The 15,471-nt window shown below is 31.9% G+C and carries 12 protein-coding genes; 9 read left to right on the top strand and 3 right to left on the bottom strand.

The annotated features are described in order from the left end of the window. Positions 1-9: 9 nt before the first annotated feature. The 5 genes from PTZ02_RS10890 (at position 10) to truA (ending at position 5,603) form a co-directional block, all read left to right on the top strand. A complete protein-coding gene (locus PTZ02_RS10890) occupies positions 10-1,296 on the top strand; it encodes a topoisomerase IV (protein WP_274227807.1) in 1,287 nt (428 codons plus the stop codon). Positions 1,297-1,389: 93 nt separating this feature from the next. After that, positions 1,390-1,632: a hypothetical protein gene (locus PTZ02_RS10885; protein WP_274227806.1), complete on the top strand. Its 243-nt coding sequence runs from the start codon at positions 1,390-1,392 to the stop codon at positions 1,630-1,632. 125 nt (positions 1,633-1,757) lie between these two features. After that, positions 1,758-2,813, top strand: a complete 1,056-nt coding sequence (locus PTZ02_RS10880) for a hypothetical protein (protein WP_274227805.1) — start codon at positions 1,758-1,760, stop codon at positions 2,811-2,813. A 378-nt stretch (positions 2,814-3,191) separates the two neighbouring features. Beyond that, a complete protein-coding gene (locus tag PTZ02_RS10875) occupies positions 3,192-4,433 on the top strand; it encodes an NUMOD1 domain-containing DNA-binding protein (protein ID WP_274227804.1) in 1,242 nt (413 codons plus the stop codon). A 423-nt stretch (positions 4,434-4,856) separates the two neighbouring features. Beyond that, complete coding sequence (truA, locus tag PTZ02_RS10870) at positions 4,857-5,603, top strand: tRNA pseudouridine(38-40) synthase TruA (RefSeq protein ID WP_274227803.1); 747 nt, start codon at positions 4,857-4,859, stop codon at positions 5,601-5,603. A gap of 193 nt (positions 5,604-5,796) precedes the next feature. Here the strand turns inward: truA and PTZ02_RS10865 are convergent, their stop codons facing one another. Together PTZ02_RS10865 and PTZ02_RS10860 are read right to left on the bottom strand one after the other, a co-directional pair. Then, positions 5,797-6,735 carry an FAD:protein FMN transferase gene (locus PTZ02_RS10865; protein ID WP_274227802.1) on the bottom strand — a complete coding sequence of 313 codons (939 nt, stop codon included), beginning with the start codon at positions 6,733-6,735 and terminating at the stop codon, positions 5,797-5,799. Then, the gene (locus tag PTZ02_RS10860) at positions 6,728-7,675 is read right to left on the bottom strand and encodes a LysR family transcriptional regulator (RefSeq protein ID WP_274227801.1); all 948 of its coding nucleotides are present in this window, start codon (positions 7,673-7,675) and stop codon (positions 6,728-6,730) included. The genes PTZ02_RS10865 and PTZ02_RS10860 overlap by 8 nt, the downstream gene beginning before the upstream one ends. A 173-nt stretch (positions 7,676-7,848) precedes the next feature. Here PTZ02_RS10860 and PTZ02_RS10855 point away from each other — a divergent pair, with 173 nt between their 5' ends. The 3 genes from PTZ02_RS10855 (at position 7,849) to PTZ02_RS10845 (ending at position 13,255) form a co-directional block, all read left to right on the top strand. Further along, positions 7,849-8,448, top strand: a complete 600-nt coding sequence (locus PTZ02_RS10855; protein WP_274227800.1) for an NADPH-dependent FMN reductase — start codon at positions 7,849-7,851, stop codon at positions 8,446-8,448. Positions 8,449-8,462: 14 nt separating this feature from the next. Further along, positions 8,463-10,886, top strand: coding sequence for a flavocytochrome c (locus tag PTZ02_RS10850; protein WP_274227799.1), 2,424 nt, complete (start codon positions 8,463-8,465; stop codon positions 10,884-10,886). Between the two features lie 323 nt (positions 10,887-11,209). Beyond that, positions 11,210-13,255, top strand: a complete 2,046-nt coding sequence (locus tag PTZ02_RS10845) for a leucine-rich repeat protein (RefSeq protein ID WP_274227798.1) — start codon at positions 11,210-11,212, stop codon at positions 13,253-13,255. 135 nt (positions 13,256-13,390) lie between these two features. Here PTZ02_RS10845 and PTZ02_RS10840 read toward each other — a convergent pair whose 3' ends face one another. Continuing rightward, entirely contained in the window at positions 13,391-14,263 is an 873-nt protein-coding gene (locus tag PTZ02_RS10840) for an AraC family transcriptional regulator (RefSeq protein ID WP_274227797.1), read from the bottom strand. Between the two features lie 144 nt (positions 14,264-14,407). Here PTZ02_RS10840 and uxuA point away from each other — a divergent pair, with 144 nt between their 5' ends. After that, positions 14,408-15,451 (top strand): mannonate dehydratase, encoded by a 1,044-nt coding sequence (gene uxuA / locus PTZ02_RS10835; protein ID WP_274227796.1) that lies wholly within the window; start codon positions 14,408-14,410, stop codon positions 15,449-15,451. Positions 15,452-15,471: the final 20 nt, after the last annotated feature.

The following is a 15,471-nucleotide window of genomic DNA, read 5'->3' as shown; positions in this document are numbered from 1 at the left end:
GGTAAGATTATGCCATTTGAAATAATTATATTAACTATAATAATTGCTGCTTTGGTTGTTTCCTTAGTAATTAAATCAAGGAAAAAAACTAATTATAAAAGCAAGGATGTTTTAAATACTGCACATTTCGCTGCAATTACTTCTGAGGCACTTGAGGATGAATGTGTTCAAGAAAGCGGAATAACCATACCTATAGAGCGACTGCTGGTGACAACAGAGATTAATGAAAAAAGTCTTTTTGAAATTACTGACCGTACGGTTATTGCTCGAATTTCAGAGACTATTCCGGCGGCAGCAGAAACTGCAGCAAAAACAATAACAAACAAAGCTCTTAAAAATGTTGAGTTATATAAAGCAGTAATTCCAAGTGGTGCAACACTTGCAGAATCTAGACAAATGGAGGGTGCTGTACGAGGTATTTATAGTGGAGCAAAAGGAATTAAAGGACATGCAAATTTAGTCAAAGTTGACCCTACAAAAATTTCTAAGTCTGCTTCAGTAGCTAATGGTGTTGCAAATGTGATGAATGTTGGTTCCTTGGTTGTCGGCCAATATTATATGTCTGAGATAAATTCGAAGTTAGAAACCATGGCAAAGAGTATAGACCAAATAAGTGACTTTCAAGACAGGGAATTTAAGAGCAGGATTTTATCTTTGCTTTCACGTGTTGAGGAGATTTCTCAATTCAGTTCTGAAATAATGGAAAATGACGAACAAAGAAAAATCAAACTTACAACTTTAGAAAATTTAAAAGGTATTGCTACTGAACTACTCGGACAAGTTAATATAACAATAACTGACATTTCTCAAAAAAGCCATAATCCTGATTTTAAAGAGTATCAGGAAAAAGTTGATGAATTCAACATTCTGGTTGAATATCAGAATATATTAGTTACTGCTCTTGAGGAAGTCAGCAAATTGACATATTTGTTAGGCAAAGGTGGCATATCAAGTGTTGTATGCTATTCCTTGTTTAATAGGTTTTTAGATCAATCTGTACAAACCAGAAATTTACTGGAGCAATGGCATGAAAAGCAGGTGAAGGTGTTAAACATTGATTTGAATAAAAATCGTATTTCAAAGACCGGAGTTGCAGGTTTCTTTTCAGCAATACCAGCTGTTGTAGACGAAAATTGGAAATACAAAGAATTAGAGCAAGGGTTAGCTCAGAAAATTAACACTCAAATCAAACATAAGCCGAAAGCTTTAAATAAACAGGAAGAAATTTATGATGAGGATGTTCAGATTATTATAAAAGATGGTAAGTACTATTTTTTGAATGAAGAGCTTATGTAATATCATGAGAAATAAAGTAGAAAGCTCTCTTAAATTATATGTAAGCCATTGGATAATTTATATTTTACAATTTATTGAAAGGTAGGTATTATTATGAGTGATAAAATTAGAAGAATGAAAGCAGAAGTGGGAGATAAACTTGTGTCTCAAAATTGTTCAACTTGTGAATTTAATTTTGGTGATGTATGTGCTGGCCATGGTATAAGAGTTGATAACGGCCAAGATACATATGGTATGTCAATTGAAGAAGTAGATAAAATGTTCCCTAATGGTTGTGATGATTATGGAATATCATTTGATGCCTTTATTGAACAAGAAGAACTGAATGGGCGATAAACAACTAATAGATGAGTAAAGTAGTATATTAAATTAACGGAAGTGAAAGATAAATGAAAAAACAAAAAAAATCGTATGAAATAAATATTTGGTTACGATATTCAATTCTTCTTGTAATAACTATAATGTTAGGATTTTTAATAAATTTTTTTCTGTTTGCACCTATACCAACTTTAGCAGATGAAAATGCATGGCTTGGATTCTATGGAAGCGTTTTAGGCGCTGCAATTGCTGGTATAGTCACAATTTGGGGTATTGAATACACTATCAAAAGCACAATTTTAAATGTTAAACCGGCTATTAGACCAGTAAAAACAAATTTTTTCCTATATGATAAAGCTGGGGTTTTTATTACAGAAAAACAAATGGATTTAATTATAAAAGAATATGCGGAGAGTAAAAAGGTTTATTTTTCTGAAATAGATAAATTAGATTACATAGGTATAGTTGGCAACTTGGTAGAAGAATACAAAGATCATATATGTGGAGATGCATTTTCAAGAGTTGATATCGATGATTTGTTTAAGGAAGTAAAAGAAACATGCCAATTGAAGTCATATCAAGATGCACTAATTAATATCACAACAAAGTTATCAGAAAAATATGAGAATGGTATTGGAGAAAAACTTGCAGAGAAAATTCGTGAAAATTTTCGTCATAAAATTGCTTATGAAGCAATGAGTGAAGCGCGGAACGAACATTATATTTACTATTGGATATACAATGTAGGTGCTGGTAATGCAGTTGATGTTCGAATTGAATGGGATTTCAGTAAAGCCTACCATAAAAAGTTATGCGATGACTTAGGTTTTAATGAAGTAGAATATTCTGATATGTTGAAAAAATTTTCTTTAGATGAAATAGAAATTGCTGAAGCTGATGTAATGTTGAATACAAATGATGACAATAAGGTTAAGGTATTTGTCCCAACGGAAGTTGTTTTATTTATTAAGCATCTCTACATAAAATCTATAAAGAATAATGATGAAAAAAAATATATGAATAATAATGCGTTGGTTGGAGAACACCAAATTGCTGAATTAAATATATCTTGTGTAGATATTCATGGAAAACAACATATAGAATACTATGATGTTATATTCCGAATACAATCAACTTTGCAAAATAAGTATGATTTCAAAGAAGAACATTTTTATCTTAAATTTAATAAGAAGATTTAACAATAAATTTAGTTGGCAGGACAACACTTAGTACTCCACTTTAGCTAAAATTTGAGCACTATTACTTAGCTATAAAAATCTATGAAAGATACAATATGAAGATTTAAAGTATAACTTTAATAGCTAATGTAGAAAGTGATCCAGATTAATGCACACCCTATTTGTATAATGCACACCCCTTTAAAAGAAAGTATGCACACTATATCAAAGGTGCGGTACTTTGCAATTAAAATCCACAGCAAAATTGTGCCGTGGATTTTTTATATTACATTCAAATCTTTAATTTGATATTAGTATTTCACAAATTTAATAGAATATACATTCGGGTAAAATGAATAATTTGGGCTATTTTACAGAAATATATTATTGGGTGATGATATGGTGAAATATACTCAGAATAGCTCATATTTTGAAAAAATTGATACTGAAAGAAAAGCATATTGGTTAGGTTTTTTATATGCAGATGGATGCGTATATGAAAAAAATGAAAAAAAGAAAACAATAATAATTCAATTACATCCAGATGATAGAAATATACTAGAAGAGTTCTTAAAAGATATAAGTTCTGATAGACGAATATGTACAAATAAAAAAGGATATATTTCTATTTGTGTTAGTAGTACTAAAATGGCTAATGACTTAATAAATTTAGGCTGCATACCAAGAAAATCACTAGTATTAAAATTTCCAAGTGAAAATATAGTACCGAATAATTTGATTAATCATTTTATTAGGGGATATATGGATGGAGATGGGTGTATATCAACTTATATGAAACTAAGAAAAGAGAGAAAAAGTCCAATTTTGATTTGTGAAATAAAGTTTATTGGTACATATGACATGCTATATGAAATTAAGAAATTTTTTGATTCGGAAAAAAAAGTTTTAATAAATAGACATTCACCAAATAGCTGTCAAATAAGTTTTGCTGGTAAGAAATATAGAGATATTGTAGATTCATTATATGAAAATGCAACTATTTATATGAAAAGAAAAAAAGATAAATGGGATGAATATAAGAAATACATGGAATATCAAGAAAATAAAAGGAAAGAAAAATCAGATATAGAAATAGTGAAGTTAGATAAATACACCAATCACATAGGAACATATACTTTGCAAGAGCTAAAAAAAGAATATGATGCAAGTGCTATTAAGAAATGTTGTAAACATGAGAAGTATGAATCACATAAAGAGTTTTTAAAGAAAGGAATTGATTTAAAAGCTAATTTTGGATATACAAAAAATACTGTTAATAAAAATACAAAAGAAAGTAAAAATGTTAGGCAATATGACTTAAGTGGAAATTTAATAAATACTTGGGATTCAGCTAATGCAGCTGCAGAATATTACAACACAACAGCAAAGGCAATTAGGAAAGTTTGTATAGGAGAAAGAAAGACTTGTTGTAATTTTATCTGGAAATATACTGGTATAATAGAAAATAAAAAGAATAAAGCAGTAAGACAATATAGCTTAAGTGGAGAGTTAATTAGAGAATGGAGTAATCTGAGAAAAGCAGCTTTATATTATGATGTTACATTCCAAGCAATAGAAAGAGCTATCAGTGGAAAATATAAAACTTGTAGAGGTTTTGTTTGGCGTTATGGTGATATTTGAAAAATTTACCTCAATAATTCTACTGAATATCCTCCATATCATAGAGTTAAACTTTTATATCCATTTATTGCTCTCTACTATGTATATTTAGCTAGTACTTATTAGAAATACGTAAGTAGCACGACTCCTTGCCTCCACCATATAAAAACCTAGACATCTCTGTCTAGGTTTTTTCATTTTACTTCCATAAATCTATTATAAAAATCTAACGTCCTTTCTAACAATTCGCTCTTATCACAAAATTATTAGCAGGAAGTAGATTATAGTTTAGTTTCTAAACGAATAGCATACATAATAATTGCTAAGAACTATATGTCGAGGGGTTTTATCTTTTGCGATAGGGTTAGAATTTCAAATATATATTAACATAACTTAATATATGATAAAATGTATTGATTAGTATTTAGGAAAAGGAGGATTCAAATGCAAAATTATAAGATGATGATAGCCTATGATGGTAGAAAATATACGGGGTATAATAAATCCAAAGATAACGCAGAAAAGAGTATTCAAGGTAAGCTAGAACTGATATTATCAAAGCTCTATGACCAAGAGATAGAGGTTATTGGTGCGGTTAATACTGATGCTGGGGTGCATGCTAAGGGGCAAATTGTTAATTTTATAGCTCCAGATAATAGGTTAAGTGAGAAAGAAATTTTTGATTATTTCGAAAAATATTTAACTGATGATATTATTGTTTTATCAGTAGAAACTGTTGATGAAAGATTTCATAGTAGATATTTAATGAAGAGTGCCACTTACGAATATCGATTATGGAAGAAAGATGCGCCTAATCGTCCTTTGTTTGAAAGACACTATGTTAACTTAATGAATCAAACAATAAATGTAAATAAAAGCAGAGAAGCCGCAAAACAACTTCTAGGTGAACATGATTTCTTAGCTTTTACTACTAATAAGAAAACAAAGAAATCAATTAAAAAGCTAATTTCTCTTGATGTAAGGGAAACTACAAACGAAATTATTATTACTATGACAGCAAATGGATATTTATTAAATATGGAAAGAGTAATAGTAGGTACATTAATTCAAGTGGGACTTGGGCAATTACCTTTGAACATAATTCAAAAAGCTTTCGAGTCTAAGGATATGAATGATGTAGGCCATAAAGCTAGTGCAGATGCGCTTTGTTTATTAAGTGTTCAATACTAGTACATATATTTTATTTAAGTCTGTGTTATATCTGTTAGATGAAACAAGGCTGGAGAAAATCTAGTAGGATAAAATCCTAGAAAGTCATGAGGGTTTGCCTTCGGACGGGTTCGATACCCTAGCACCATCAATGATGTGTACAAAAAAAAGATGATAAGGCTGATATCTCCTTATCATCTTTTTCTTTGGAATATTACATTGTTATTGGATATATTCTTCCCTTAAGATTATCTGTATAGGCTAGTTTTCCATCCACAGTTATTACAACAGCACCCATACCATTAATTCTATTAACTGCATGAATAATTGAAGTAGCATCTAATCCAAACAATTTTGTAGTATATATATCACAGTCTAGGGATTTATCAGCAATAATAGTTAATGAAGCTATATTGCTTTCTATTGGATAGCCTGTTTTGCTGTCAAATATATGGTGGTATTTAAGTCCATCCTTTTCAAACACCCTCTCATATATCCCTGAGGTTACAACGGATTGATCTTTTATTTTAATAAGTGCTACCGCATTGCCTCTTGGTAGAAACGGATTTTGTATTCCGACTTTCCAGTCACCGCCTTCGGATGGTGATTCTCCAAAAACGAGAACATTACCTCCCATATCTACCATAGCTGAAACAGCCCCATTTTTCTTAAATAATTCCATAACTTTATCAGCAAAATAGCCTTTAGCTATGGCTCCAAGGTCTATCTCAATGCCTTTTCTCAAGAAATACACGGTCTTTTTCTCATCATCTAGTTGTATATTCTCGGGTTTTAAAAGTTCTAGCACCTTTTCTATAGATTCTTTTTCTGGTACATGTGCCCCCTCAAAACCTATTCTCCATAATTTTATTAATGGACCTATTGCAATATTTAAGTATGTATTTTCACATAGACTATGTTCTTTTCCTATTTTTATCAGCTCATACAGTTCCTCATCTACTTTTTGTGGAGCTGATGCAGCTGTTTTTTTAAGCATCGCAAGCTGTGAGTCATCACTGTTGGCACTAAAGACTTCTTCATAATGAATCAGCATATCGCAAGCCTTTTCTGCAAGCTTTTCAGCAGCCTCACCTTTTATATATAGAGAGATTTTTGTTCCCATAAGATATATTATCTTCGTATACTCATTCATTTGGATCTCCTATATTGAAATTATTTTGACCATGAACTAGAAATGCATCTATAAGGTCTTTATCAACGTCAGTTAGTTTTTTTTCACTGTTATATGCTATAAAATAATCTAAACTCAGCTCATCAATTGGAACTTCATATATATTGTATTCAGATGGGCACTCCTTTACATAGATGCTTTCAGGTATAAAAGTTACCCCCAAATTATTCGTTGCAAGGTTGAGTATAGTATAGATTTCCGTGCTTTCCATTATGATTTTGGGCTCTACCTTATAAATGCTTAATAACTGATCTATCTGCTTTCTTATAGCAGAACCTTTGGAAGTTAATATCAGCTTTTGACACAATAGCTTGTTTATGTCGATAGTTCCTTCTGGAATAATGGCTACATCTTTCTGATATAAATCACAGCAGCGAGGAATAATTGCACGGTATCTGTGTCTGCCCCAAGTAATCGAGTTTAAGTTTGGAGAAATATTTCTTGAATTTTGTCCAAGCCAAAAATCCAATTCACCATTCTGAGTTAGTTTCTCATTTTTTTCAGGTAAAGCCTCCGAAAGCTCTATTCTACAGTTTGGATGCATATCCAGAAATTTTGGTAAAAAAAGAGGTAAAAGGTAGGTTCCAAGGCTAGGAAGCACTCCTATCTTGATAACCTTGCTATCTATATCTGACACAGCTGATATTTCCCTAAGCAGCTTAGAATAATTATTTTCTATTGAAGTTAAATACTGATAATATATCTTCCCTTGTTCGGTTAATCGATATGGCAGATTGCTACGACTTATAAGCTCACAGTTTAACTGACTTTCTACCCTTTTAATAACCTGTGTCAAGTAAGGTTGAGAAATATAAAGTGATTTGGCAGCTTTGCCATAATTACTGTACTTTAAAATGGCATCAATATAATACAAAATATCCTGAGAATAGTATTTTGACATTTAATTCACCCTTTTGCGAAATAATTAACTTATTTATTATTGTGTTTGATTATAACAAATATGTTATCAAGCTTCAATAAAATAACTATTAGATATAATATATTAGGCATGTTAAAATTATATCAAACAATTACTAAAATTATGAAACTTTTAAATACAGAAAGGGGATTATTATGAAATACTTAGCAATTGTAGGAACTAACTCAGACGTGTCAACTAATCGTATGCTGCTTCAATTTATGCAAAAGCATTTTTCGAGTGAGGCAGAGATAGAACTATATGAAATTAAGGCTTTACCTGCCTTTAATGAACCAGAGGATACTGATATTCCTGAAAAGGTAGCAGAATTATCTGATAAAATTCTTAAAGCAGATGGAGTAATAATAGCAACTCCAGAGTATGATCATGCCATACCTGCGGTTTTAAAGAGTGCTCTTGAATGGATTAGTTACACTAGTCAGGCACTTACTGACAAGCCTGTTTTAATAGTGGGTGCTTCTCATGGTACACTTGGTTCTTCTCGTGCACAGGCACATCTTAGACAAATACTTGATTCACCTGAGCTTGCTGCTAGAATCATGCCAAGCAGTGAATTCCTTTTAGGAAAATCACAGGGTGCATTTGATAGCGCAGGAAATCTTATCTATTCAGATAAACTATCAGAGCTTGATGAAATTTTTAGAGAATTTCTTCTATTTACAGATATTACATCAAAACTTTTAGCAGAAAAAGTTTTACATAAAAAAGTTAAAAAATTCACTTGGCAAGAGTAGGAGGATTAATATCAATGAAATTTATAGCAATTGTTGGAACTAGTGCAAAAAGATCATATAATCGTAAACTCCTTCAGTTTATGAAAAAATACTTTGAGTCAAAGGCAGAAATAGAAATACTTGAGATTACAGATGTTCCTATGTTTAATCAATCTGATAATCAGTCCTCAAGTGAAGTGATACAAATGTTCAATAATAAGATTACAGCAAGTGATGGTGTTATTATAGCTACTCCAGAGTATAATCACTCAATCCCATCGAGTCTAAAAAGCTTAATTGAATGGCTAAGCTTTGATCTTCATCCACTTGCTGGCAAACCAGTAATGATCCTTGGTGCTTCTCTTGATACTCAAGGTTCTTCTCGTGCGCAGCTACATCTTCGTCAAATCCTAGATGCACCAGGTGTTGATGCAAATGTAATGCCTGGATATGAGTTTTTACTTGGAAGCGCAAATAAAGCATTTGATGAGGATGGTAATCTAAACAATGAAAGAACCATAGACTTCCTAGAAATATGCTTCCTACGCTTTATGCGTTTTGCAAAGATTTCAAATCAGCTCAACGAAGAAGAAGAGTTTACCTTTAAACCAGGAGTATATGAGGTAGATGCAATAGGTCACAGCGGAAGTCTTCCAATGAAAGTATCCTTTAGTGAGAACAGAATAGAAAGTATAGATATAAATACAGATGGCGAGACAGAAGGACTTGCAGATGTAGTTTTTGTAAGAATACCAGATAAAATAATTGAAGGACAGACATTAAATGTTGATGCTCTTTCTGGTGCTTCCGAAACTAGTAATGCTGTACTAGACGGTGTAGCCAAAGCAGTTAAGCTTGCAGGAGTTAATCCTGACATACTTAAGAGACGTCCAAAGCCTGCTAGCAGCCTAATCAAAGAAGACGAAGAATATACTTGTGATGTAGTAGTTGTAGGTGGCGGGGGCGCTGGACTAAGTGCAGCTGCAACAGCGCTGCAGAATGGTAAAAGTGCTATTGTTCTTGAGAAATATCCAGCAGTAGGTGGAAATACAATACGTTCAGGTGGTCCTGTAAATGCTGCAGATCCAGAGTGGCAAGTAAAATTTGATGAAAATCCAGGAGAAAGACATACAATTGAAGCACTACTAGATACAGATGAGAGCTTAATTCATCCAGAATATATAGATGATTTCCGTGCGCTTAGAGAAGAGTTTTCTGCTTACCAGAAAAAGTTTGGCACACAAAAGGGACATCTGTTTGACTCTCCACTACTTCACAGAATGCAAACATATTTTGGTGGTAAAAGAACAGACCTTAATGGCAACACTATATACGGACAATATGACCTTGTAAAAATCCTTACAGACAGAGCTTTAGAAAGTGTTAAATGGCTAGAGGAAATAGGGGTTGAGTATGATAAGAGCATAGTATTTGCTCCTGTTGGTGCACTTTGGCGTCGTGGTCATAAGCCTACCAAAAGCCATGGTTCATCATTTATACTTGCACTAACAAAATATGTTCAAGATAACTCAGGAAAAATCATTACTGATAGCCCTGTAAAAGAATTTATCATAGAAGATGGTGAAATAAAAGGAGTTATAGCAACTGGTGTTAATGGCCAAAAGATAACTGTTCATGCAAAAGCAGTAGTGCTTGCAAGTGGTGGTTTTGGTGCAAACACAAAGATGCTAAAAGAATACAACACTTACTGGAGTGAAATTGCTGACGATATAAAAACTACTAATTCTTACGCTATGACTGGTGATGGAATATTGCTTGGTAAAACTGTAGGAGCAGCACTTACAGGAATGGGCTTTACTCAAATGATGCCTGTAGCTGATCCTGAAACTGGTGAATTATTTAGTGGACTTCAAGTACCTCCTGAAAACTTTGTAATAGTAAATAAAGAAGGAAAAAGATTTATTAATGAATTCTCTGGAAGAGATGTTTTAACAAAAGCTGCTATTGATCAGGGGGGGTTATTCTACCTTATAGCTGATGATGAAATAAAGAAAACTGCAGCTAATACAAGTCAAGAGAAGATAGACCGTCAGGTAGAAGCAGGTACTTTATTTAGAGCAGACACCTTAGAAGAACTAGCAGTAAAAGTTGGTATGGATCCTGCAATTCTTGTAGACACTATTAATAAATATAATTCATATGTTGATGCAGGTTTTGATCCTGAATTCCATAAGGATACATTTAGCTTAAAAGTTTTAAAAGCACCGTTTTATGCTACTCCAAGAAAGCCAGCAATTCATCATACAATGGGTGGACTTAAGATAGACACTAAAGCCCACGTATTAGACGAAAATGATAAACCAATTAAAAATCTTTATGCTGCTGGAGAAGTTGCTGGAGGTATCCATGCAGGTAACCGTCTTGGCGGTAATGCATTAACTGATATATTTACCTTCGGAAGAATTGCTGGTAAAACTGCAGTTGATGAAATGAAATAAAGATGAACAACTAGTTCATCTATAGTTAATGTTTAGATAATTAAAATAAGAAAGTTGGCTTCACCATTTTGGCCTAAACAACTGAATGTATAAACTGTCTATAAAATCCACGGCAAAATTATGCCGTGGATTTTTGCATTTATAAGGAAGTTTGGAATTGTGAAAGATGAATCTTACTGTAGGTAAATGCAGTACTTTGATAAACTTTTGATTATAGATAATAAAAGAGAAATTAAAGAAAAAATTAAATTTACGAAAATAATAATAACATAATAGTTTTATCTATTAATAAAAAAAGTTATATTTTTGATGGGAGATAAGGGATGAAAAACAGAAAAATAAAGATGATATCGTTAATACTTGTTTTGATAAGCTTATTTGTAAGCTTTAATGTTACGTCTGTTAGTGCAATTACAACAACAGGAACGGATGCAAATGGTTTTACTTGGCAATCTGATGATGGAGTAACATATTCAATAACTGGTTACAATGGTAGTGATACCAATATTACAATTCCTAGTTCTATAGATGGACATGCTGTTACTAGTATAGGAAGCAATGCTTTTAGAGAAAAACCATTAACAAGTGTAACAATTCCAGATACAGTTACAAGTATAGGTGGTTTTGCATTTTATTATTGCTCGTCTCTTGTAAGTATATCAATACCAAATAGTGTAACAAGCATAGGAGATAGCGCGTTTGCATATTGTACATCCCTTGCAAATATAACACTTCCATCAAAACTTAGTAGTATAGGAAATTCTACATTTCAAGATTGTAAAGCACTTACAGGAATAACAATCCCAGATAGTGTTACAAGTATTGGAACTTATGCATTTTTAGAGTGCTTTTCACTTAAGGATATAACAATACCAAACAGTGTAACAAACATTGGAGAAGGTGCCTTTAAGGACTGTAAGGCTCTTAGATCTGCAGTAATGCCTGATAGCGTAACAAGTATAGGCAATTATTTATTTTATAATGATCAGCTTTTATCAAATGTAAGGTTATCAAATAATCTTACTGATACAGGTAGTTTTATATTCTACAATGATTTCTCTTTAACAGGAGTTACACTTCCAAGTAACCTTAAGAATATAGGAAACAGTGCATTTGAAAATTGTACAGCACTTACAAACATAACAATCCCAACTGGAGTGACTAGGATTGGATATAGGGCTTTCATTATGTGCAGAGTCCTTTCAAATGTAACAATACCAAACACAGTTAAGATAATAGATTTTAATGCATTTGCTCATTGTTATGCATTTACTAATATCATAATTCCAGAAGGCGTTACTAGCATTGGAGACTATGCATTTTATTATGATACAGCTTTAACAGATATAACAATCCCTCAAAGTGTTACTAGTATTGGTTTTTTAACATTCAGTAGTTGTAATTCAAATTTTAAAATCAAGGGGTACGAGGGTTCTTACGCACAGACTTATGCAGGTAGTAACTCCATAACCTTCCAAGCGCTGTCTACAACGGAATTTCAAAGACTTTCAGGTCTTTCGAGATATGAAACAAGTGTTGAAATTTCAAAGGCTTGGGGTTCTCATGCTGATTATATTGTTCTTGCTACGGGGGAGGATTTCCCAGATGCTTTATGCGCGGCTCCGTTAGCTACTAAGTACGGTGCACCTATTTTATTGACTTTAAAAAATTCTCTTCCTGAAGCAATAGAAAATGAAATTGATAAACTTAAGCCTCAAGAAATTTTTTTGGTCGGAGGAATAGGAGTAATATCAGATAATATAAAAACAGTTCTTCAAAACAAAGGAATTAAGGTTACAAGAATTTCAGGAGTAGATCGTTATGATACCTCTCTTGAAGTAGCGAAATATGTTAATAGTCAAACTCAAGAGGCTTTTATAGTAACTGGTGATAACTATCCAGACGCATTATCTATAGCTTCCTATGCAGGGAGCAAGCAGATTCCAATTCTATTGACTGATAAAAGCAAGCTTAATGATAAAATAAACAACTATATTAGAAGCAAAGGAATAACAAAAACCTATGTTATTGGAGGAACTGGAGTAGTTAGTGACAATGTATTGAGCTCGCTTCCAAATGCAGAAAGAATTTACGGAAGCAACAGGTATGAAACTAATTATAAAGTTCTATCCAGGTTTTCATTCTCATATGGTGATAATTATTTTGCTACTGGTGAATCCTTTGCAGATGCTTTGTCAGGTTCTGCTTTAGCTGGAGCCTCAAATAATCCTATAATTTTAGTTGGTGATTCAATGCCGGATAATATAGTTAATTTACTTAAGCAGAATAAGGACATGATGAAATTTAAAAAAATTCTTGGTGGAACTGGAGCAGTTTCAGATTCTATAATAAATAAGATATTTAAATAATAGTGGATTTTAAAGGTCATGCTTCGCCTCAACCATATAAAAAACCTAGACAGAGATGTCTAGGTTTTTTCATTAAATTAAAAATCTTCCGACTGTAGTTTTATGTAGTCGGAAGATTTGTTTTTATATCTAGACTTATAATTTATTTACCGAAAGTGATTTTACATATTTTTTTGGAGAGAATCCAAACTCATCTTTAAAAGCTTTTAAGAAATTTTGATAGTTATTAAATCCACTATCAATATATGCAGAATCAATAGAAGCTCCATCATGCAAATGAATTTTGGCAATAATAAGTCTTTTTTTACTAATATATTGATGTATAGTAAAGCCAACATATTGCTTAAATTGACGACTAAGATGATACTTGCTTATATAAAATTTCTGAGATAATGTGTCAAGGGATAAATCTTCACATAAATTTTCATTTATATAATGTACTACATTGCTTATTTTCGAATTCTGCTCAATATCGATTTCAATTTCTTTAGATGTATCAAAATATGCTCTATTGAGATATATTAATAATTCTGTCATATAGATTTTCCTAAGAAGAGCATCACCATAATCATTTCCATTGTAGGATTTCTCAAACTTTTCATATATCTTCTTAATAAGATGAAGAAGATCGATATTTGGACGAAGAAGGTTGTAATGATGTTTTGATGAATCTTCAAAACAAAGTGTAAGAGAGGTTTCATTATTTTCAATCTTTTTTACAAAGCTTGGATCAACCCAAATAACAATTCTTTCATAATTAATTCCATTCTCAATTACAGGTTTATGTAACTCTCTATTGTTAGTTAGTAGAATATCATTAGGTCTAAGATTGTATGTTTTTCCTTCAATAATATATTTAACTCTTCCGGAGATAAAAAAGAATATCTCATAAAAGTCATGATTATGATATTCAACATTTAATGAATGCTTATCTGAGTAGTGAAAAAATTCAAAATCAGGTGAATTCATCACTTGTCTTGACGTAAATTCTAATATGTTATTATCCATGACGCCTCCATAACATTTTATAAGTATACAATATAGCAATTTTTGTAATTTTTCAAGCAAGAAAAACAATAAATATTATAAATAGAAAGATATAATTTAGATATAGAAATAACGAAAAGGTAATTTAAATAAGAGGTGTTTATTATGAAATTATCATTTAGATGGTATGGAGAAAATGATCCTGTAAAATTAAAGTATATTAGACAAATTCCTAATATGAGAAGCGTTGTTACTGCTGTTTATGATGTGCCAGTTGGAGAGGTATGGAGCCGTGAAACTATAGCAAATTTAAAAAAAGATGTTGAAGAGGCAGGTCTTATCTTTGATATAGTTGAAAGTGTGCCGGTCCATGAAGACATAAAGCTAGGAAAGACTACTCGTGACAAATATATAGAAAACTATAGTGAAAATATTAGAAGATTAGCTGAAGCTGGTGTCAAGGTTATCTGTTATAATTTTATGCCTGTATTCGATTGGACAAGAACTCAACTTGATAAAGAATTAGAAGATGGATCAACAGCACTTGTTTATTACAAGGATCAACTTGAAAAAATGGATCCATTGAATGGGGAGTTAGCACTTCCAGGATGGGATTCTAGTTATAAGAAAGAAGATTTAAAAGCTTTATTTGAAGATTATTCAAAGATTAATAAAGAAACTCTTTGGGGGAACTTGCAATATTTCTTAGAAAAAGTTATTCCTGTTGCAAAAGAAAACGATATAAATATGGCAATACATCCAGATGATCCGCCATTTGATATATTTGGTCTTCCAAGAATAATAACTGGTGAAGCAAATATAGATAGATTTTTAAAACTAGTTGATAGTCCTAATAATGGATTAACATTATGCACTGGATCATTAGGATGTACAAAATCAAATGATATTTATCAAATGATAGATAAATATAGTGCACAAGGAAGAATTCACTTTATGCATGTAAGAAATGTAAAAATATTAGATGATGGAAGTTTTGAGGAATCAGCTCATTTCTCAGCTTGTGGTTCACTTGACATTGTTAAAATCATGGAGATTTTACATAAAAATAAATTTCAAGGTTATTTAAGACCAGATCACGGAAGAATGATATGGGGCGAAACTGGTAGACCTGGATATGGGTTATATGATCGAGCATTAGGTGCAAGTTATATTACAGGTATATGGGAAGCACTTGGGAAATTGAAATAATTATAAATATTAAGAGGAGT

Source organism: Clostridium sp. 'White wine YQ', assembly GCF_028728205.1.
Lineage (GTDB): Bacteria > Bacillota > Clostridia > Clostridiales > Clostridiaceae > Clostridium_T.
Note: the sequence above shows the minus strand (reverse complement) of the source record. Positions and strands in the feature narration are given on the sequence as shown.